The 21,465-nt window shown below is 54.9% G+C and carries 20 protein-coding genes; 6 read left to right on the top strand and 14 right to left on the bottom strand.

All coding sequences use genetic code 11. From position 1 onward, the window contains the following. Positions 1–20 precede the first annotated feature (20 nt). The gene (locus tag JHD74_RS14840) at positions 21–1,073 is read left to right on the top strand and encodes a hypothetical protein (RefSeq protein ID WP_199062985.1); all 1,053 of its coding nucleotides are present in this window, start codon (positions 21–23) and stop codon (positions 1,071–1,073) included. A gap of 80 nt (positions 1,074–1,153) precedes the next feature. Here JHD74_RS14840 and JHD74_RS14845 read toward each other — a convergent pair whose 3' ends face one another. Beyond that, positions 1,154–2,491 carry an NCS2 family permease gene (locus tag JHD74_RS14845; protein ID WP_021181404.1) on the bottom strand — a complete coding sequence of 446 codons (1,338 nt, stop codon included), beginning with the start codon at positions 2,489–2,491 and terminating at the stop codon, positions 1,154–1,156. Between the two features lie 212 nt (positions 2,492–2,703). On the opposite strand from JHD74_RS14845, the gene yieH reads away from it, so the two are divergent. Continuing rightward, complete coding sequence (gene yieH, locus JHD74_RS14850; RefSeq protein WP_024527362.1) at positions 2,704–3,369, top strand: 6-phosphogluconate phosphatase; 666 nt, start codon at positions 2,704–2,706, stop codon at positions 3,367–3,369. On the opposite strand, the gene JHD74_RS14855 is transcribed toward yieH, so the two are convergent. Next, positions 3,359–4,246, bottom strand: coding sequence for a LysR substrate-binding domain-containing protein (locus JHD74_RS14855; protein WP_024527363.1), 888 nt, complete (start codon positions 4,244–4,246; stop codon positions 3,359–3,361). The genes yieH and JHD74_RS14855 overlap by 11 nt on opposite strands. 244 nt (positions 4,247–4,490) lie before the next feature. Here JHD74_RS14855 and JHD74_RS14860 point away from each other — a divergent pair, with 244 nt between their 5' ends. Genes JHD74_RS14860 through JHD74_RS14875 form a run of 4 tightly spaced genes read left to right on the top strand, consistent with a single transcriptional unit; the run spans position 4,491 to position 8,884 of the window. Next, a complete protein-coding gene (locus tag JHD74_RS14860; protein ID WP_074030819.1) occupies positions 4,491–5,852 on the top strand; it encodes an MFS transporter in 1,362 nt (453 codons plus the stop codon). A 29-nt stretch (positions 5,853–5,881) separates the two neighbouring features. Next, positions 5,882–6,385 carry a formaldehyde-activating enzyme gene (gene fae, locus JHD74_RS14865; RefSeq protein ID WP_081375806.1) on the top strand — a complete coding sequence of 168 codons (504 nt, stop codon included), beginning with the start codon at positions 5,882–5,884 and terminating at the stop codon, positions 6,383–6,385. Positions 6,386–6,395: 10 nt separating this feature from the next. After that, a complete protein-coding gene (locus tag JHD74_RS14870; RefSeq protein ID WP_024527366.1) occupies positions 6,396–7,442 on the top strand; it encodes an aldo/keto reductase in 1,047 nt (348 codons plus the stop codon). Next, entirely contained in the window at positions 7,439–8,884 is a 1,446-nt protein-coding gene (locus JHD74_RS14875) for an NAD-dependent succinate-semialdehyde dehydrogenase (RefSeq protein WP_199062986.1), read from the top strand. The genes JHD74_RS14870 and JHD74_RS14875 overlap by 4 nt, the downstream gene beginning before the upstream one ends. A gap of 74 nt (positions 8,885–8,958) precedes the next feature. Here the strand turns inward: JHD74_RS14875 and JHD74_RS14880 are convergent, their stop codons facing one another. The 12 genes from JHD74_RS14880 to glmS all read right to left on the bottom strand — a co-directional run bounded on the left by JHD74_RS14880 (position 8,959) and on the right by glmS (position 21,292). Then, positions 8,959–9,519, bottom strand: a complete 561-nt coding sequence (locus JHD74_RS14880; RefSeq protein ID WP_024527368.1) for a DUF1440 domain-containing protein — start codon at positions 9,517–9,519, stop codon at positions 8,959–8,961. A 204-nt stretch (positions 9,520–9,723) separates the two neighbouring features. Next, positions 9,724–10,464 (bottom strand): amino acid ABC transporter permease, encoded by a 741-nt coding sequence (locus tag JHD74_RS14885; RefSeq protein WP_094982463.1) that lies wholly within the window; start codon positions 10,462–10,464, stop codon positions 9,724–9,726. A 1-nt stretch (position 10,465) separates the two neighbouring features. Beyond that, positions 10,466–11,191, bottom strand: a complete 726-nt coding sequence (locus JHD74_RS14890; RefSeq protein ID WP_199062987.1) for an amino acid ABC transporter permease — start codon at positions 11,189–11,191, stop codon at positions 10,466–10,468. Between the two features lie 70 nt (positions 11,192–11,261). Next, entirely contained in the window at positions 11,262–12,101 is an 840-nt protein-coding gene (locus tag JHD74_RS14895) for an ABC transporter substrate-binding protein (protein WP_186579042.1), read from the bottom strand. Positions 12,102–12,268: 167 nt separating this feature from the next. Further along, the gene (gene phoU / locus JHD74_RS14900; protein WP_024484696.1) at positions 12,269–13,000 is read right to left on the bottom strand and encodes a phosphate signaling complex protein PhoU; all 732 of its coding nucleotides are present in this window, start codon (positions 12,998–13,000) and stop codon (positions 12,269–12,271) included. A 12-nt stretch (positions 13,001–13,012) separates the two neighbouring features. Further along, positions 13,013–13,783, bottom strand: coding sequence for a phosphate ABC transporter ATP-binding protein PstB (gene pstB, locus JHD74_RS14905; protein WP_370454353.1), 771 nt, complete (start codon positions 13,781–13,783; stop codon positions 13,013–13,015). 53 nt (positions 13,784–13,836) lie between these two features. Then, positions 13,837–14,727 (bottom strand): phosphate ABC transporter permease PstA, encoded by an 891-nt coding sequence (gene pstA / locus JHD74_RS14910; protein WP_065683409.1) that lies wholly within the window; start codon positions 14,725–14,727, stop codon positions 13,837–13,839. A gap of 1 nt (position 14,728) precedes the next feature. Beyond that, on the bottom strand, positions 14,729–15,685 hold the full coding sequence (gene pstC / locus JHD74_RS14915) for a phosphate ABC transporter permease PstC (RefSeq protein WP_024527373.1): 957 nt from the start codon (positions 15,683–15,685) through the stop codon (positions 14,729–14,731). Positions 15,686–15,775: 90 nt separating this feature from the next. Beyond that, complete coding sequence (pstS, locus tag JHD74_RS14920; protein ID WP_065683408.1) at positions 15,776–16,816, bottom strand: phosphate ABC transporter substrate-binding protein PstS; 1,041 nt, start codon at positions 16,814–16,816, stop codon at positions 15,776–15,778. 327 nt (positions 16,817–17,143) lie between these two features. Continuing rightward, positions 17,144–18,223, bottom strand: a complete 1,080-nt coding sequence (locus JHD74_RS14925) for a GNAT family N-acetyltransferase (protein WP_199062988.1) — start codon at positions 18,221–18,223, stop codon at positions 17,144–17,146. 1 nt (position 18,224) lies between these two features. After that, a complete protein-coding gene (locus tag JHD74_RS14930) occupies positions 18,225–19,340 on the bottom strand; it encodes a hypothetical protein (protein ID WP_199062989.1) in 1,116 nt (371 codons plus the stop codon). A 122-nt stretch (positions 19,341–19,462) separates the two neighbouring features. Then, complete coding sequence (gene glmS / locus JHD74_RS14935) at positions 19,463–21,292, bottom strand: glutamine--fructose-6-phosphate transaminase (isomerizing) (protein WP_024527377.1); 1,830 nt, start codon at positions 21,290–21,292, stop codon at positions 19,463–19,465. Positions 21,293–21,465 lie beyond the last annotated feature (173 nt).

The following is a 21,465-nucleotide window of genomic DNA, read 5'->3' on the forward strand; positions in this document are numbered from 1 at the left end:
AAAAACAAAGTTATAAAATCATGCCTTTTTTTATTTTAGCCATCTTTTTGGCTTTTGCCACCAGTCCATTGTTTGCTGCACCCATGCTCTATCCTGAGGGAGAAGAGCCGCTAGAACTGCCTATCCATAGCCCGCTGAGTAAACCGTTGCCCCGCTCAGCCTACAATCAGGAGGATAAAAAAGCCGGCGCCACGTCGTTATATCTGACGCTGATGCGTGAAGATGGCCGTAATATCTGGGCCCCCTTTCAACTGGCTGCCTCCTCGGCCGAACAGGGCCAGACCGAGCTAGCCGAACGTTATCTGCAACTTAGCGCCAAGCGAGGATTGTGGTATTACTACAATCTGCTGGAAGACGACTCGTTCAGCAGCATTCAGCAAAGTGACACCTACCGTTCAATTCTGGCGACCACCAAAGCGCGCTATCAACAACACGCCGCAAAATTTGAAGGTAAACCTCACTATGCCGTGCCGAATGGCGAGCCACCGGCCGGAGGCTGGCCAACCATCGTCTACCTCCACCCCTACGGGAAAGCCGCCACCATCATCCCAGAAGATCGGTTGCTGTTTGCCGAGGCAGGGGTGGCCTATATTGAGATAAACGGCACGCAGATGCTGGCGGAAGGGAGCTTTCGCTGGTCTAACTACAGTTCTACCAGCACCCAGAGCGCCATTCAACGCACCCTGGAAAGCCTGGGCCCCAAGCTGAAGCTCAATCTCCAACAGGTTTACCTGACTGCCCGTGGTCAGGGGGCGCTACATGCGGCTAACCTGATGGCCAATTACCCGCAGTTTTATTCCGGAGCGCTGCTGATTGCCCCGAAGGGCCGCCTTCTCCCGGCGAAGCATTCACTGGCAGAAAACAAACGCATCATGATTGCCTATTACGATCGGCAGAATTTCAACGATCGAGCGCTGGCTCTTGATTTTGCTGACTTGTTCAGAGACAAAAATCAGGTCGAGATCGCCAATTTTGCCGAGGGGGAAGATAATATCGGTGGCTGGCAGACGCGGTATAACCGGCCTTTACGCTGGGTAATGGGTAGAGAACAGGATGCCTCACCGGGCGCTTGAGAGTTACAGGGGCAGAATGCCCCTCAATGTTGCTGAATTTATCAGGGCCTAACGCACGTTAGGCCCCTATGTCGCGGGTATTAATGCCCGTCAACAAACGCAATTTTCAGCACGAACAACAGCGCCACCACGATCACGCAGGGGCTGATTTCACGCCAGCGGCCGGTGCCCAGCTTCATGATGCAGTAAGAGATAAAGCCCAGGGCAATCCCTTCGGTGATCGAGAAGCTGAAAGGCATCATCGCGGCGGTCACAAAGGCCGGAACCGCTTCGGTCATATCTTCCCACTTCACCCGCGCCAGGCTGGAGGTCATCAGCACCCCCACATAAATCAGCGCGCCCGCAGCAGCATAGGTTGGCACCATTCCCGCCAGCGGTGACAGGAAAATCACCAGCAGGAAGAGAATGCCTACTACCACGGCGGTCAGGCCAGTGCGCCCACCAACGGCCACCCCAGAGGAGCTTTCAATATAGGCGGTGACCGAAGACGTACCCGCAAAAGCACCGGCTACCGAGGTGATGCTGTCCACGTACAGCGCCTGCTTCATACGCGGGAACTTGCCGTTTTCATCCGTCAGGCCAGCCTTGTCGGTCACTCCGATCAGCGTACCCGAGGAGTCAAACAGGTTGACCAGCATAAAGGAGAAAATCACACCTGCCAGGCCAATATTCAGCGCCCCGGCGATATCCACCTGGCCGACCACGGAGGTGACGTCCGGCGGTAGGGAAAATACGCCGCCATACTTCACGTCGCCCAACGCCCAGCCGATCAGCGTGGTTACCACGATAGAAACCAGTACCGCAGCATGGATATTACGCGAAGCCAGCACCGCGATAATAAAGAAGCCCAAGGCTCCCAGCAGCACGCTGTGGGAGGTCAGATTGCCTACTGCTACCAGCGTATCCGGGTTGGCGACCACGATACCGGCGTTTTTCAGCCCCATCATGGCGATAAACAGGCCGATACCGCTGGTGATGCCCACGCGCAGGCTCAGCGGGATATTGGCAATCATCCAGTAGCGAATACGGAAAATGGTCAGCAACAGGAAACCGATTGCGCCCCAGAAAATAGCGCCCATGCCGACCTGCCATGAAATCCCCATCGCGCCGACCACCACAAACGCGAAGAACGCGTTGAGGCCCATCGCTGGAGCCAGCGCCACCGGCAGGTTAGCCAGCAAGCCCATCAGGATACTGCCCAATGCGGCAACCAGGCAGGTGGTGACAAACACCGCCTGGGTGTCCATGCCCGCCGCACCCAGGATCTGCGGGTTAACGAACACGATATACACCATGGTTAAAAAGGTGGTGAGGCCGGCAATCGTTTCCGTACGTACCGTGGTGCCATGCTGCTTGAGTTTAAACACGCGCTCAAGCAAGCCCTGATTGGCATCAAGGCTGAGGTCTTGTTTGCTCATTATAGAATTCCGAAGAGGGATTAGGACTGTCGCTGGCTATCCTATAACAAAAAGTCCGGGTTTTGACCTCGCTCACAGGTTTTTTTCGCCATCTTTACGGCTATAACGGCCAACAAGTTGTATTTATTGAGATTGATTGCCAAAGGGGGACAACCCGCTGCGATCCGGTTAAAGTAACAGCAGTCATGACTTAACCGAGGGCGCTTACCCCAATGAATCAGGTTGAATGTGTTTTATTTGATTGCGATGGCACACTGGTAGATAGCGAAGTGCTGTGCAGCAAGGCCTATGTGCATATGTTTGCCCACTACGGCATCGAGCTGGCACTGGAAGAGGTATTTAAAAAGTACAAAGGGATCAAACTCTACGAGATTATTGAGCGGGTTAACGCTGAGCAAGGGGTAAATTTACCCACCAGCGATCTGGAGCCGATTTTTCGCCAGGAAGTGGCCCGTCTGTTTGATGCCGAGCTCCAGCCGATTGCCGGTGCGCGTGAGCTGCTGGCACAAATGAATGCCCCGATGTGCACCGTTTCTAACGGCCCGGTGAGCAAAATGCAGCATTCCCTGGGGTTAACCGACATGCTGTCCTATTTTGATGACCGGTTGTTCAGCGGTTACGATATTCAACGCTGGAAACCCGATCCGGCTATCGTTTTCCATGCCGCCGAACAGATGCAGGTGCCCGTAGAGCGCTGTATTTTGGTGGATGATTCCGTTGCCGGTGCCCAGGCGGGGATCGCGGCTGGCATTCCGGTGTTCTACTTCTGCGCCGATCCTCATAATCAACCGATCGATCACCCGTTGGTGACGACGTTTGACGATCTGGCACAACTGCCTACGCTGTGGCAACAGCGGGGTTGGCAACTTACCCGTTAACCGCGTCTACCCGGCCAATCTCGGCCCGCAACCAATCGTGAAAATACTGTACGCGGGGTAATTCCCGCTTACCTGGCGGGATCTCCAACCAGTAGCCGTTGGTACTTTTCAGCTCCAGCGGCGAGAGTAGTATCAACAATCCACTGTTCAATTCATTGCGGATCATCATCTTATCCAGCACCGCATAGCCCGCGCCGGTAATACAAGCGTTGATCACCTGATCCTGGGTGCTGAACTCCAATCCGCCAAGTTCTTGCACCTCACTGCGCCCTGCCGCTGCCAACCAGCGTTGCCAGGTGTCCATCCGGCTATCACCATCAAGAATATGCAGCTGCGGCTGGGTATTGAGCGGAGGGAACACGCCATTGATCATCAACAATGGGCTGCCCACCAGCACCAGTTGCTCATGACACAGCCATTCGCCATCAACAGCTTCCGAAGCCTGGCCAAAACGAACCGCACAGTCAAAATCACAGTATTTCTGCCGGGTTTCGCTGATCAGGGCAATCTGCAACTGGCTATTACGCTGGCGCAGCGTGACCAGACGTGGGGCAAGCCAACGGGTGGCGAAGGTCGGTGCAATCTGCAAGCGCAGGTGCTGCAAGGGATTATGCAGTTGCACGTGGCGCACGCCCTCCTCCAGAATATCCAACGATTGCCGCACCACCGGCAGCAGCAGCATGGCATCTTGCGTCAATGCCAGACCGCTGTGGCTGCGCACAAACAGCAGCTTGCCAAGAAACTCCTCCAACTGCTTCATCTGACGGCTAGCCGCGCTCTGAGTGATAAACAGAGCGTCGGCGGCCTTGCTGAAACTCAGCGTCCGGCAGGTTTCCTCGAATACTCGTAACATACTGAGAGATGGAAGTTTTCTCACCGTCCATTTACCTCGGCATCAAACACTCGCAATGTTAATAACATGTTGTCAATTTGCTGCATTACCTCAGGGTGCGCAGCGTTTATTTGCCTAAAACCAGAGGCAGATCACATGCATTTTCTGCTGAGGGGTATGACTAAAACGCACTCGCCTAGCGCCTCGCTCGCTGCCACATTGTTAACGTCATAAAAACAAAAAACCAACAACATCCCTACAAGCACCGCTCCAACAGGAGGACAGGTAGATGCAGCATTTAACACAACAACAGATCCGCATGGATGACGTCCCGTTAAATCGGTTCCATATCAAAATCGCCGGGCTGACCTTCGGCGCTCACTTCACCGACGGCTATGTGCTGGGTGTGATCGGCTTCGCACTGGCCCAGATCAAACCGCAAATGGGCCTTACTCCATTCTGGGAGGGCATGCTCGGCAGCTCGGCGCTGATCGGGCTGTTTATGGGTAGCCTGGTTCTAGGGTGGATCTCCGACTACATCGGCCGCCAGAAAATCTTCAGTTTCAGCTTTGTGATTATAACCCTCGCCTCAGCACTGCAATTCTTCGCTACCACGCCAGAACAGCTGTTCCTGCTACGGGTAATGGTAGGGATCGGGCTTGGGGGAGATTTCTCGGTAGGGCACACCATGCTGGCCGAGTTTTCTCCCCGTAAACACCGGGGTGTGTTACTCGGTTCATTCAGCGTGATCTGGACTTTCGGCTACGTGGCCGCCGGTTTCGCAGGCCACTTCCTGACGGCATTAGGGCCGGATGCCTGGCGCTGGCTGCTGTCTTCTTCAGCCATCCCCGCTTTGGCCATTCTGTTGATGCGCATCGGCACGCCGGAATCCCCACGCTGGTTGATGGGTAAGGGGCGGCGCGAACAGGCCATGGCGATCGTGCATAAATACTTCGGCCCGAATGTCTTGCTGATCGATGAGGCCCCGGTGATGTCCAAACAGCGTTTTCTGTCGCTCTTTGGCCCTAAATACCGCCGCCGCACCGCCTTTAACAGCCTGTTCTTCGTCTGTCTGGTGATCCCCTATTTCGCCATCTATACCTTCCTGCCCTCCATTCTCCAGGTGATGGGGTTGGATAACAGCTTCTCTACCGACCTGTTGCTGAACGGCCTGCTGATCGTCGGGGCGTTGTTGGGGATTGTGCTGACGGTGGTTTGCTCACGCCGTGGCTTCCTGATTGGCTCTTTTATCTTCCTCGCCGCCTGTCTGGTGATGCTGAGCATTATTCCTGCCAGCCAAACGGCCTGGCTGATCGCCTGCTTTGCCGCCTTTACGCTAGTGATGTCCGCGGTAAGCAACCTGGTGGGCGTTTTCCCCGCCGAAAGCTTCCCTACAGAAGTACGTTCAATGGGTGTCGGCTTCGCCACCTCGATGAGTCGTCTGGGTTCGGCTATCGGTACTGGCCTGCTGCCCCTGGCCATCGTGCATTACGGCATGCCAACCACTACCGCCATCCTGGCGTTGATATTGATTATTGGCGCCATCGTTTCCATCGCCTGGGCACCAGAAACCAAAGGCCTGACGCTGGTTGATGCTGCGCAAGGCCCGGTATCACAGGCAGACAACGCTTTCGCCGTTCCGGCTAAATAACACCATCTTGATGAGAACAGGAGATTTTTGTGGAAATGTATATCGGTGAAGGGTTTGAAGGTAACGGCGTCAATGCCTCGCATATCAATATCATGATCGGCCCTCGTAATGGCGTAGTCGGCCAGGCATTCGCCTCAAGCCTGGCCTCCCCCAGCCAAGGGCATTGTCCTTTTATGGTGGTGATCAAACCCAATGTGCCTGCCAAGCCGATGACGCTGTACGTCAATAAAGCGGAGATCGGCGGTGAGCTGCATGGCAATGCCACCTGGGGAGCCTCGCAGGCCGCCATTGCCAAAGCGGTGACCGAAGCGCTGCTGGAGGGCATTTTGCCTGCACAGGCGGAAGATGAGTGGTGCATCGTCACCGCCAACTGGGTGAACCCAGGCTGTAACGATATCGACGAGGTTTATCGCAATAACTATCGTGCCTGTACCCAGGCAATTCGTGCAGCGATGGAAAAATTGCCAACGCGCAGCCAACTGACCCAAGCCCTGCCGCAGTTAGGCAACCCTTTCTACACCCCTAAGGCATGAGGAGAGCGCCATGGAATACATCAATCTGGGCCAGTGTGGCCTGAAAGTCTCTCGCCTGTGCCTCGGCACCATGAATATGGGTAGCAAACAGTGGAAACCGTGGATTTTCGATGAAGCGCAAAGCGAGCCGTTGATCCGCCACGCGTTGGAAAGCGGCATCAACTTTATCGATCTGGCTGACTTCTACTCCAGCGGTGCCGGGGAAGAGGTGGTAGGACGGGTGATCAGGCGCATTGCCAACCGCGACGAACTGGTGCTGACCACCAAAGTGGGCTATCCGATTGGCGCTGGTTTCAACAATCAGGGGCATTCCCGCAAACATATCATGGAAAGCATCGACGCCAGCCTGCGTCGCCTGGGCACCGATTATGTGGATATCTACATGCTGCACTACTTCGACGTGACAACGCCGATCGAAGAAACCTGGGCGGCAATGAACGATATCGTGCGTTCCGGCAAGGCACGTTATGTCGGCGTATCGACCATGTATACCTGGCAGTTGGCCAAAATCCTGTGGTGCTGCGAACGCAACGGCTACGCCAAACCGATCAATATGCAATTGCAACTCAACTGCGCTTACCGCGAGGAAGAGCGTGAAATGATCCCGTTCTGCCGCGATCAGGGGCTGGGGGTATCGGTCTTCAGCCCATTAGCCAGGGGGTTATTGAGCTGCGACTTCAACTCCGTGCGCAACAAAACCGACTTCTTCACCCAGGAAATGTATGCCGATGCCACCTCGTTTAACGTGGCACAGTCGGTAAGCCAGGTTGCCCAGCAGCGCGGAGTCCCAGCCGCCCAGATTGCCCAGGCCTGGGTCATCAACCATCCCGGGGTCGACTGTATGCTGGTTGGAGCGGACTCAACACAACAGATCGACAGCGCCGTGGCGGCACTGGATACCCATCTCAGTGAAGATGAACGCTACGAGCTGGAGCGCAACTATACCCCTTGCGATGTGATTAACGACTACACCGCAGGCAAGCGTATTACGCGTGAAAGCCGTGCGGCGCGCGGTTTTTTTGCAGTAGATAACCTAGAGACAAGGAATATCGCATGACGGCTTATGCTTCATTGCTTCGTACCGGCTGGTACTGCAACGGCAGTTGGCAAACGGCTGCCAGCACCTACCCGGTCAATAATCCGGCCACCGGCGAAAAGGTTACCGATGTTGCGCTGGCAGGCCGCACTGAAACGCAGGCCGCCATTGCAGCCGCCGCCGCTGCACTCCCGGCATGGCGCGCTCAAACGGCCAAGGCGCGGGCAGAAATCCTGCAACGCTGGTTTCAGCTGATCGTGCAGCATAAAGATCAACTGGCGGAATTGATGGTCACCGAGCAAGGTAAGGTGTTGAGCGAGGCCACCGGCGAAGTGGTCTACGCCGCCAGCTTTATCGAATGGTTCGCCGAAGAAGGTAAACGCGCCTACGGCAAGACAATTCAGGCAACCAAGAGTGGCAATCAAATTCTCACGTTTAAGGAGCCGGTTGGGGTGATCGCGGCGATCACTCCGTGGAATTTCCCTCTGGCGATGCTGACACGCAAGCTTGGCCCTGCATTGGCTGCGGGTTGTACTGCGGTGGTCAAACCTGCCAACGAAACCCCGCTTTCCGCTTTCGCCCTGATTGTACTGGCTGAACAGGCAGGGGTTCCTGCCGGGGTGATTAACGCGGTCACCGGAGATACCGCCGCCATTGGTGAAACGCTGATGACCAGCCCATTGGTGCGCAAAGTCTCCTTCACCGGCTCAACCCCGGTCGGCAAGCTGTTGATGCGCCAGGCGGCAGATACGGTGAAAAAGCTGTCGCTGGAACTGGGCGGCAACGCGCCGTTCCTCGTATTTGACGATGCCGATCTCGATGCGGCAGTCGCCGGGGCCATGGCGGCCAAATTCCGCAACAGCGGGCAAACCTGCGTCTGCGTCAATCGCTTCTACGTGCAAGACGGCATTTACGATCGCTTTGTCGAGAAATTGGCCGATGCCGCACGGTCACTAAAAGTGGCTCCGGGCATGACGCCTGGCGCGCAGCAGGGACCGCTGATCCATCTGAAAGCGGTTGAGAAAGTGCAGGCACACGTGCAGGACGCCCTGAAGCTGGGTGCAAAACTGGTGTGCGGTGGTGAACGCCATGCGCTCGGCGGCTCCTTCTTCCAGCCTACCGTGCTGGCCAACGCCACCGAGCGGATGCGTCTGGCGCAGGAAGAAACCTTTGGCCCGCTGGCCGCCTGCTTCCGCTTTAGCGACGAGGATGACGCCATCAGCCGTGCCAATGCTACGCCGTTTGGGCTGGCGGCCTATCTGTATACGCGTGATCTGGCGCGAGCCTTCCGCGTGACCAAGGCGCTGGAAAGCGGCATGGTTGGCGTGAATGAAGGGATTATTTCTACCGAGGTCGCGCCTTTTGGCGGAGTGAAAGAATCTGGGCTAGGCCGAGAAGGGGCGGATATTGGTCTGGATGAGTATCTGGAAACCAAATACGTTAATCTGGGGCAATTGTTGTAAATGCCTCTAACTCTACCCCTCTGATCGAGTTCGTTGATATTCAGCGGGGAGAATACCCCGCTGAACGTTATCGATTAACGATAGGATCCCAGCGGAACTTCGGCATCAGGCTCATGGGTAATTCTGTTACGTAAGTCCCGACGTACTATCTCAATCACCCAAAACCAAAATATATGCCCCAAAATTTCAGAAAGGTACTCATCAAATGGCAGCATTGAAAGCGGAGGAGTCAAACCAAGCAAAGGGAAACTAATGCCATGCACGGCAACGGTGGCAATGATACCCGCCAGCACCCCCTGCCAAAGTTTGACCTTTGGAAAAACTTCGGCAACCAAGCAGTAACCTATCGCAAAGACCAACGAAAATATGACGTGCGTAACCATAACCGGATTAATAATATGCTCAGAAAAGGTATATACCGTACCGGTTGGATCTATCCCAAGATAATCTCTCAAAAAAAGATAGGGCGGGTTAAATTCAGCCCGGCCATCACTCAGGGTTCTTGGCGGTAGCGGAACCTCTGCCCCCCACTTGACAAAAGCAGAGAGGATCCCGCCAATAATGCCAACAAACAAGGCAACGCCATACCGCCGCCGACCTGGATCCGTTTTTATAAATAACGCACTAATTTTCATAATGATAACCATCCAATGGAAATATATAAATCACTCTTACTTATACTCTAAATAACTCAAGCTGCATGATAAAAACGCAATGCATTGATCATCATCATAAATTTAACGCAATACGATAAGAAATTATAATATTTAAAGCCCCGACATCATGCCAATTAATTAGTCATGGTATAGATAGGGGCAACCATTCCTACTGTAGCCTGATTAACTAGCCGGTAACGGCGGGCGATTGCGCCACCAGCGCCAGCTGCGTTTTAGCGCTTTAGTCTGCGGGCTAAGGCGTTTGTTCAACCCGTTCGCCAGCACGTCCAGCGTCAGGCAGAAGATGAAATAGACCAGCGCCACAAACAGGAACACCTCCATCGGGTAAACCATGCTGCGGTTGTTGACCTGGGTAGCCAGGAAGGTCAACTCACCCACGCCGACGATGTACGCCAGCGAAGTGTCTTTAATCAGCGAGATCCACTGGTTGATAAACGAAGGCACCATCATGCGCAGCGCCTGCGGCAAGACGATCATCCGCAGCACCTGCCAGCGGTTTAAACCGAGCGATAGCCCCGCCTGCCACTGCCCGGCACCGATAGCCACGATCCCCGCTTTTACCGCATGGGCCAGATAGGCCGAGGCGATCAACGCCAACGCGCACACCACGGTGGTAATTTCCGGGATGTCGACGCCAAACACGATTGGCAGCAGGAAATAAGTCCAGAAAATCAGCATGATCACCGGGATGGCGCGGAAGAATCCGAGCACCATCGCCAATAACCCAGCCAGCACCCCACGCGACATCGCCAGCGCGACTCCCAGCAGCGTCCCCAGAATTGCCGACGCCAACCCGGCCATCAGGCTGATCGCCAACGTCAACGCAGCACCGCCCAAAGGCCCGTCCGGGAAGGTGCCCCACAGCAGGTAGCCCAGGTTTTCCTGGATAATGGTAAAGTCCATCTTAGTGTCCCCCCAGCGGTTTACGCTGTTGACGCCACATGCCCCAACCTTCCAACAGGGCAATAATGGCGATATACAACACCGTTGCCACGCCAAACGCCTGGAAGGTCCGCAAGGTTTCGGTTTCCACCTGGCGCGAAGCGTAAGACAGCTCAGCCAGGCCGATCGCCATAGTCAGCGACGAGTTCTTAATCACGTTCATGTACTGCCCCAGCAGCGGCGGGAAAGCAATTTTCAGCGCCTGCGGCAGCACCACATAGCGCATCGATTGCCAGCCGGTCAGCCCTAACGCGTAGGCGGCATGCTTTTGCCCACCGGCGATGCCACGGATGCCAGAGCGGATCTCTTCGGCAATAAACGCGGTGGAATAAAGCGTCAGGCCGAAGAAGCCCGCCAGGAATTCAAACGAGGGCCAGTCGAGAAAGCCTAACTGATGGGGGGTATTCAACCATTGCATGGCGAAGGAGGGCAGGATTTGCCCGGCTGCGAAATACCAGAAGAACAGTTGCACCAGCAGAGGTGTATTGCGAAATAGTGCGCTGTAGGCCACCGCCAGCCAGCTTAACGGGCGCAGGCTGCTGTCCCGCATCGCCGCCAGGCCAAAACCCAACAGCGTTGCCGCCAGCCCGGCACAGGCCGACAGCCATAAGGTCATCAAGAAGCCGTTCCATAGCCAGCTCAGATACTGCGGCGCCAACAGCCAATCTGAGAGTTGTTGCAGATTCATGCGTGGTACTTCCCCTCACCCCAACCCTCTCCGCCACTATACAAAACCGGGGGGAGAGGGAGAAGGGAGATTAGGCTTTAGGTTGCTGATCCAACGGGCCGATCTTGAAATCGCCACGCGGTTGGGCGGTTTTGGTTTCTGGGCCAAACCAGCGATCGTAAATCTTCACTGCATCACCGTCTTTTTCCAGCTTGATCAAGGTATCGTTAATGGTCGCCGTGAGGCGATCTTCGCCTTTTGGAATACCAACGCCTTGATACTCTTTGGTGATGCTAAACGGAGAGATTTCAAAGTCGGCTTTTTGCGCGGCCGGCAGGTTGCCCAGTAGGCCAACCAGCTTGGCATCGTCCTGGGTGATCGCCTGCACGTTGCCGTTACGCAGGGCGACAAACGCCAGTGGGGTATCGTCGTAAGAGATCACTTTGGCCGTTGGGTAATGCTCGCGCAGGGTAATTTCCTGCACGGTGCCTTTATCCGCGCCGATCCGCAGTTTTTTGATGTCTTCCGGGGTTTTCAGCACGCCCTTATGGGCAATGAATTTCTGGCCGGTAGCAAAATACGGCACGCTGAAATTCACCTCTTTGGCACGCTCGTCGGTGATGGTGAAGTTGGCCGCAATCAGATCAACCTTTTTGGATACAAGCAAAGGAATGCGGTTAGCCGGGTTGGTGGCGCGCAGTTCAACCTTGACGCCCAGCGCCTTACCGATGGCTTCAGCCACGTCCACGTCATAACCCACCAGCTTTTTGCTTTGCGGATCGACATAACCAAACGGTGGGTTGCTATCGAATACCGCAATACGCACCACGCCAGCTTTTTGAATATCCTCGAGTTTATCGGCATGTGCCACACCGGTGGCAAGGCTGGTCAGGCTGGCTAACAGAGATAAGGCTAAGACGCGCTGTTTCATGAAAAGCTCCCAAGTGATTGATGTCCCGCTGGCTGATAAGCTAGCAAGCCTCACTTAGGTCAGGAAATAATATTAAACGCTATAGTTATAACCTTTTTAACTTTACGGTTTTTAAATGGCATAAAGGCGCCATTTTCAGCGCCTTGTGGAATAACTCACTGGTTGAATTACGCTTTTTTCTCGTCTTTACCGTCTGACAACAGCTTGTCCAGCGCATCGCCACCGATATGGCGGAAATCCTGGCCTTTGACGAAGTAGAAGATGAATTCGCAAATATTCTGGCAGCGATCGCCGATACGCTCGATAGAGCGGGCACAGAACAGCGCCGTCAGCACGCTCGGAATGGTGCGCGTATCCTCCATCATGTAGGTCATCAACTGGCGCACGATGCCTTCATATTCCTGATCGACCTTCTTGTCTTCGCGGTAAATCCGGATCGCTTCATCCAGATCCATACGCGCAAAGGCATCCAGCACGTCGTGCAGCATCTGCACGGTGTGGCGGCCCAGTGACTCCAGGCTGACCAGCAACGGCTGATGCTGGTGCGAGAATTTCTCCAGTGCGGTGCGACAGATCTTGTCCGCTACGTCGCCGATGCGTTCCAGCTCGGAAATGGTCTTGATGATCGCCATCACCAGGCGCAGGTCGCTGGCGGTCGGCTGGCGTTTGGCAATGATACGCACACAGGCCTCATCGATCGCCACTTCCATCATATTGACCTTGGCATCACCCTCGATCACCCGTTTGGCCAGTTCACCGTCCTGGTTATGCATCGCGGTAATGGCGTCGGTCAGCTGTTGCTCCACCAGCCCGCCCATGGTCAGCACCTGGGTGCGGATGTGCTCGAGTTCAGCATTGAACTGGCCGGAGATGTGTTTGTTTAAATTCAGGTTATCCATGATGCATCCTAATCAACCATAGCGGCCAGTAATGTAGTCTTCGGTCTGCTTCTTCTGTGGCGCGGTAAACAGAGTGTCAGTATCGCTGAACTCGATCAACTCACCCAGATACATAAATGCGGTGGAGTCGGAACAACGCGCCGCCTGCTGCATATTGTGGGTCACGATCACCACGGTGTAGTCAGATTTCAGCTCGCTGATCAGCTCTTCAATCTTGCCGGTGGAAATTGGATCCAGCGCGGAGCAAGGCTCATCCAGCAACAGCACTTCCGGGCGAATGGCAATGCCGCGCGCAATGCACAGGCGTTGCTGCTGGCCGCCGGACAGGCTGTAACCGCTCTGGTGCAGCTTGTCCTTGGTCTCGTTCCACAGTGCCGCCTTGGTCAGCGCCCATTGGACACGCTCGTCCATATCCGCACGGGACAACTTCTCGAACAGGCGCACGCCAAAGGCGATGTTGTCATAAATCGACATCGGGAACGGCGTTGGCTTTTGGAACACCATGCCCACCTTGGCACGCAGCAGCGCGATATCCTGGTTATCCGTCAGAATGTTTTGCCCATCCAGCAGGATATCGCCTTCGGCACGCTGCTCGGGGTAGAGCTGGTACATCTTGTTGAAGGTCCGCAGCAGCGTCGATTTGCCGCAACCAGACGGGCCAATAAACGCGGTCACCTTGTTCTTGGCGATATCCAGCGTGATGTTTTTCAGCGCATGGAATTTGCCGTAGTAAAAGTTCAGATCGCGTACCTGAATTTTGCTGCTGGAAGTGGAGTCAACCATACTCATCAAGACTTCTCTCTTTTCACGGTGTCGCCTGAGCGGCACCTAAATTTTTATGAATGCTTTTTCTTGGCGAAAATCACACGCGCCAGGATATTCAGTAACAGTACGCACAGAGTGATCAACAGCACCCCGGCCCAGGCCAGCTGCTGCCATTCGGCAAACGGGCTCATGGCAAACTTGAAAATGGTGACCGGCAGGTTGGCGATCGGCTGCATCAGGTCGGTGCTCCAGAACTGATTCGACAGCGAGGTAAACAGCAACGGGGCGGTTTCCCCGGCGATACGCGCAATCGCCAGCAGTACGCCGGTGATGATGCCGGAGACCGACGCCTTCAGCGTAATGGCGGAAATCATGCGCCATTTCGGTGTCCCCAGCGCATAGGCCGCTTCACGCAGCGTGTCCGGTACCAGCTTGAGCATGTTCTCGGTGGTGCGGATCACGATCGGGATCTGCAACAGAGCCAGCGCAATAATCCCGGCCCAACCGGAGAAGTGTTCCATTTTCGCTACCACCACGGTGTAAACGAACAGGCCCACCACTATCGACGGTGCAGATAACAGAATATCGTTGATAAAGCGGATCACTTCCGCCAACCAGGATTTACGGCCGTATTCCGCCAGATAGATCCCCGCCATGATGCCCAACGGAGTACCGAAGATGGTCGCCCACAGGATCAACAAGCCGCTACCGGCGATGGCGTTAGCCAGACCACCGCCCGCGGTATTCGGCGGTGGCGTCATTTCGGTAAACAACGCCAGCGACATGCCGTCGATGCCCTTGGTGACGGTCGAGAACAGGATCCACACCAGCCAGAACAAGCCAAAGGCCATAGTCGCCATCGACAGGAACAGCGCCAGACGGTTTTTCTGCCGACGCCAGGCCTGCATTTTACGGCGGCTTTCCGCCAGTGCTACCGGGTTTTGCATATCCATCGTTGCCATGTTAGCGACCCTCACGCTTGGCCAGGCGCATCACCATCAACTTCGATAACGCCAGGACGATAAAGGTGATCACAAACAGGATCAGCCCAAGCTGCATCAATGCAGAGGTGTGTAGCCCGGATTCCGCTTCGGCGAATTCGTTGGCCAACGCCGAGGTGATGCTGTTGCCCGGCATATACAGCGAGAAACTGTCGAGCTGGTAGGTGTTACCGATGATAAAGGTCACCGCCATGGTTTCCCCCAGGGCGCGCCCCAGGCCAAGCATCACGCCGCCAATCACGCCGTTTTTGGTGAACGGCAGCACAATGCGCCAGATCACTTCCCAGGTGGTGCAGCCGATGCCATAGGCCGACTCTTTCATCATCACCGGGGTCTGTTCGAACACATCGCGCATCACCGCCGCAATGTAAGGAATAATCATAATGGCCAGGATCACCCCGGCAGCCAGAATACCGATACCAAATGCCGGGCCGGAGAACAGCTCGCCTACGATCGGGATACCGGACAACACTTCCCCCACCGGGGTCTGGAAATATTTGGCGAACAGCGGGGCAAACACGAACAGGCCCCACATGCCGTAAACGATGCTTGGGATCGCCGCTAACAGTTCTATCGCAATCCCCAATGGGCGCTTGAGCCAGTTAGGGGCCAACTCGGTCAGGAACAGGGCAATACCAAAACTGACCGGCACAGCGATAATCAGCGCAATCACCGAGGTGACGACCGTGCCGTAGATCGGCACCAGCGCACCAAACTGCTCGGCTGGCGCATCCCACTCTTTGGTCCACAGGAAGGCAAAACCGAACTTCTGCATGCTTGGCCAGGAGGCGATAATCAGCGAAACGATAATGCCGCCCAGCAACAATAAGGTAATCAGCGCCGCCAGTCTGACCAGCGCGCTGAAGATGATGTCACCGTTTTTACCCGGTGCTTTAATGGTCGGCTTGTACTCAGCCATAGATTACTCTTCTGTTTAAAGCTTGGAGGGCCCGGCACGCCAGGCCCCGACAGTCAGGTTGAGGCACGGTCTTCCGCACCCCCTGCGTTGTTAGAACAAGGCCTTACCGGAGCTGTCTTTGATGTTGGTTTTCCAGGCAGCACGGATTTGCTCAACCACTTCGGCAGGCAAGGCGGCGTAATCCAGTTCGCTAGCCTGTTTGGCACCGGTCTTGTAAGCCCAGTCAAAGAACTTCAGCACTTCTGCGCCCTGCTCAGGCTTCTTCTGCTCTTTGTGCACCAGGATGAAGGTGGTGGAGGTGATAGGCCAGACGTTGTCGCCTTTCTGGTTGGTCAGGTCCTGCGCGAAGGTTTTGCTCCAATCCACGCCTTTGGCTGCAGCGCTGAAGCTCTCTTCGGTTGGGCTAACAGCTTTGCCATCGGCAGACACTAATTTAGTGTAGGCCAGGTTGTTCTGCTTGGCGTAAGCATATTCAACATAGCCGATAGAGCCGGGCAGACGCTGAACGAACGCGGCGATGCCGTCATTGCCCTTGCCACCCAGGCCGGTTGGCCAGTTAACGGTTGAGCCTGCACCAATTTTCTCTTTCCACTGCGCGTTAGCCTTGGCCAGATAGCTGGTGAAGACGAAAGAAGTCCCGGAACCATCAGCACGACGCACCACGGCGATAGCCTGATCCGGCAGCTTGACGCCCGGGTTCAGTTTAACGATCGCCGGGTCATTCCATTTTTTGATGTTGCCCAGGTAGATATCACCCAGGGTTTGACCATCCAGAGTCAGCTCACCGGATTTGATGCCCGGAATATTCACCGCCAGTACCACGCCACCGATCACGGTAGGGAACTGGAACAGGCCGTCCGCAGCCAGTTTTTCATCGGACAGCGGGGCATCAGAAGCGCCAAAGTCAACGGTGTTGGCGATGATTTGCTTCACACCACCAGAGGAACCAATCCCCTGATAGTTAACCTTGTTGCCGGTTTCTTTCTGATAAGAATCTGCCCACTTGGCATACACCGGAGCGGGGAATGTCGCACCTGCACCGGTCAGGCTAGCAGCAGCGAAGGCGGACACAGAGGCCAAAGAGAAAGTCGCTGCCACAATACTGGCGACGGTGGTACGCATCAGTTTCATAATCCCTCCTAATGGGATATTTCAAAAATCGACTGTGAGTCGTTTTCATCAGAGTAAGTATTGCTGCAGGAGGGAAAATAGGACAGTTTGGTGACAGTAAAATGTACGAAATATGACAGTTATATTACAGCGGAGAGTAATTGATATTAATTTGATTAAAATCAGTGAGATGATGTCATTTTCAGACATAAAACAATCTGCAAAAATCTGCCTGTTGCTGCACTATCTCTCTGAATATGAGCGGTTTTCGCTCTTTTTTACACGTTTGTCATATTGCCAATCGCTGGCGCACTATCCCCAAGTTGCAGGGCGATATCTGAGTAATATTCATAACTGATAGCGTTTCAATAACGGCTGATAGACCTTGCGGGAAAGCCAGGAAATCACCGCCCAGACGCTACGCTGATAAACGTTCAGGTGCCGGACATAAACCATGCTGTATTCAATCACCGGTTGGCAACCACGAACCCGCTTAAAATCCGGCGCACCGGAACTCAAATTGAGAAACAGCTTGTGCTCCATGGCGTAGCGTAACGCAAAGGCGATCAGACGACGATATAGCGCCAATGACGCGGGTAATTCTGTCCGATAGCCGACGATCGGCACCGTTACCGTCTGTTCCAGCTGAACCATTCCCAACACCCCCACCATTTGCTGCTGGTGGAACAAGCCGTACAGTTGCAACACACCTAGCAGCGAGGCCTGAGATAAATAACCGGCGGTGAACTGCACATTCTGGCGGCTGTATTTTTCCAGGTAGAGCTGGTTATAGAGGCGTTCGGCACACTGCATTTGTTCGGGATCATCAGCAGACAGCCGTTTGAACTCCCATCCTATCTGATGCAGCAGTTTGTCATCCCGGCGCGCGTTGATTTTTCCCCACCAGCGTAAAGGATCGTCCAGGCAATAAACCTGACGGCTGACGATAGGCAGCCAACCTTGCTGGGAGAGCCGAGCCAGCAGCTCAGGAGTCTGCTGCCCATTAAGTGAACGGATCATCAACGTATGCTGGGGATAGCGCTGCAATGCCTGTTGCCGCAACGCGTCGGTATCCAGGGATTGCCAGTGGCTGCTGGTCAAATTGGTGGAAAAGCACTGATTATTCAGCACCTGGAGCCGATCGACGTGTGCCAGCAATAAGGGCCATTTCAGCAACAGCGTCAACCCGTTACACAGCGCCCGCAACGCGCCGTTATCGATTTTGATAATTTCATCCCGCGCGTAATCGACGATCAGCGCCAGCGGGGAAACCACATAGCAATTACCGGGTACGTAATCATTGACCGTCGCCGGTATCCAGAAGCCATCCTGTTGATACTCGGTCATCGACGTCTGGAGATTGGCAATCATGCCTGGCTGTTGTAGCAGGGTCACTTGCAGGCGCTGCCAATGATTAACCTGCTCCATGCTAACCGTCCCACTCAATATCAAAGGTGCTGGCATCGGTGAGGGACCGCCGATAGCGCAAGCTGCGGTATCCCATTTCCAACAATGCACACCACTGCGCTCCGGCACTTATCGGCCAACGGTGATCGTTGAGCAGATTAGGCGCTTGGCGAAAGTCCCGCCATAGCGTCGCCAACTGCTTATCGCGCCAAGCCTGCCAGGCAAAGAATAACAGTATGATCACGCCCACATGTCCCGCCTTGGGCGGCGCTGGCTGGTATTGCAATTGCCCATCGGCAGCGATAGACATCTGAGCCCCCAGCAAATGCAGGCCGCTGGTGGCCCTGGGATTACACTCAATAACAAAAATCACCCCGTCCTGTTCGATAAAATCGAACGCCACCTGGCCATGAAAGCCGGTTTTTTCCCCAAACTGGTGCACAAAGTCGTCCAGCCGCCGATCCTGATGGGGAACAAAGTAGCTGCCTGCAGCCTGATTGAAGCAGTATTTGGGTTGATAAGCCTGATGCGCGATCAGCCTGCCGTGTTCGAACACGGCATAGTTGCACAAAGCCACACCCTCTAATTTCTGCTGCTGCACCCATGGGATATGCTCGTTGAGCTGCCGATCGTTCAACACACCCGGGTTTGGGGTACGGATCACTCGGCGACCAAAGCGTGAATAAACCGGTTTCAAAATGGTCTGAGGATCGTCGGTAATTTGCGAGCAAGAGGTCAGCATTCGGGTTGCGGGAGTCCGCACCTCACCCAATCCCGTTAACAGGCTCAGGCTTTGGTACTTATGATGCAGTTCAAATAGCAACCGCCGTTCAGGTATCAGCCACTCGGTAGGCCCGATATACGTAGCAAACGCCTGGGAGAGGTAGAAGATCTCTTCGCAGGTGGGGATCAGCAGCCCAATAGCATGTTGGTCGAGATAGCCTTGCAGTTGCTGTTGATAACCGGCAAGGTCCTGGCGCGGGGAGGGAAGCCGTAGATAACCTTCAATCCCTTGTAAAAAGCGGCCCAGCGGCCACCTCAGGCTATCCGCTAACCAGACGCGGTGCCCGCTACGCAACGCAATACGCGCCCACTCAATCGCGACAGGTGCGCGTGCTCCTGTAATCAAAATATTCATTATCTACGTATTCCCTTCCCTGTAGCATCCCCCGCCAATCATAGCGTTAATGGTAAAACTGGGGCTAAAAAAATACCGTGTTGAGTAACCCAACACGGTATTCATAGCAGGAGGGTTAGCGATTATTCCACAGTAACGGATTTCGCCAGGTTACGTGGCTGATCCACATCGGTGCCTTTGATCAGAGCGACGTAGTAAGACAGCAACTGTAACGGCACGGTGTAGAAGATCGGTGCAACTATTTCTTCAACATGCGGCAGTGGGATGATGGTCATCCCTTCGCTGCTGACGAAACCGGCATCCTGATCGGCGAACACATACAGCTGGCCACCACGAGCACGCACCTCTTCGATATTGGATTTAAGCTTCTCCAACAGCTCGTTGTTAGGTGCAACCACGATCACCGGCATGTCGGCATCGATCAACGCCAGCGGGCCGTGCTTAAGCTCACCGGCTGCGTACGCCTCTGCGTGGATATAGGAGATCTCTTTGAGCTTCAGCGCTCCTTCCATAGCGATCGGGTATTGATCGCCACGGCCAAGGAACAGTGCGTGATGCTTGTCAGAGAAACCTTCCGCCAACGCTTCGATGCTCTTATCCAGTGACAGCATCTGCTCAATACGCGCAGGCAACGCTTGCAGACCGTGCACAATGTCATGCTCTACGCTTTCCGCCATCCCTTTCAGACGGCCCAGACGCGCCACCAGCATCAACAACACAGCAAGCTGGGTGGTAAAGGCTTTGGTCGAGGCAACGCCGATTTCGGTACCGGCCTTGGTCATCAGCGCCAGGTCAGACTCACGCACCAGGGAAGAACCTGCCACGTTGCACACGGCCAGGGAACCCAAATAGCCCAGCTCTTTGGACAAGCGCAGCGCTGCCAACGTATCGGCGGTCTCACCGGATTGAGACAGGGTGATGATCAGGCTGCCTGGGCGCACCGCTGACTTGCGATAACGGAATTCAGAGGCGATCTCGACGTCACAAGGCACACCGGCCAGCGACTCGAACCAGTAACGTGCCACCATCCCGGAGTGGTAAGAAGTCCCACAGGCGATGATCTGCACGTGCTGCACTTTTGACAGCAGTTCGTCGGCGTGCGGACCAAGCTCACTCAGGTCGATCTTGCCATGGCTGAAACGCCCCTCAAGGGTGTTTTTCAGCGCCATTGGCTGCTCAAAAATCTCTTTTTGCATGTAATGACGGTACGCACCTTTATCACCGGCGTCGTATTGCACCTGAGATTCGATCTCTGGGCGCTCAATCGCATTACCTTGCTTGTCAAAAATGCTGACGGTGCGGCGGGTCACTTCTACTACGTCACCTTCTTCCAGGAAGATAAAGCGACGGGTTACCGGCAGCAGGGCCAGTTGGTCAGAGGCAATGAAGTTTTCGCCCACGCCACGGCCAATCACCAGCGGGCTACCTGAACGGGCAGCTACCAATACGCTAGGATCGCGGCTATCCATCACCACAGTGCCATAAGCGCCACGCAGCTGTGGGATCACACGCTGTACCACTTCCAGCAGTGTACCACCCTGCTTCTGTTCCCAATGCACCAGGTGAGCAATCACCTCGGTATCGGTTTCAGAACTGAAGTGATAACCACGCTCAATCAGCTGTTCGCGCAGCGGTTCGTAGTTTTCGATAATGCCGTTATGCACCACCGCGATGTAATCTGAAACATGAGGATGCGCGTTCGCCTCCGAAGGCTCACCGTGCGTCGCCCAGCGGGTATGGGCAATCCCGGTACCGCCGTGCAAATCCTGTTGCTCTGCCGCTTCAGCCAGTTTTTGTACCTTGCCGACACGACGCAAACGGCTGACGTTACCCTCGCTATCCACCACGGCCAGACCCGCTGAGTCATAGCCCCGGTATTCCAGGCGGCGTAAACCTTCCAGCAGGATCTCGGCGATATCACGTTGCGCTACTGCACCTACAATTCCACACATTAGTCGTATTCCTAATTAAGTGCCTTTCAGGGCACTTGCGATGCCTTGACCTGATTTTTGCCGGTTTTACCGTGCTTCCCCGAGCCTGTAGAGAATGGGGATTATTATGTTTTGCTCTGTGCTCTTTAGCGAAAGTACAGAGCAAAACAGTGATGCCCTCACCCTAACCCTCT

The sequence above is a fragment of the Serratia sp. ASV30 genome (assembly GCF_016428815.1).
GTDB lineage: Bacteria > Pseudomonadota > Gammaproteobacteria > Enterobacterales > Enterobacteriaceae > Chania > Chania fonticola_C.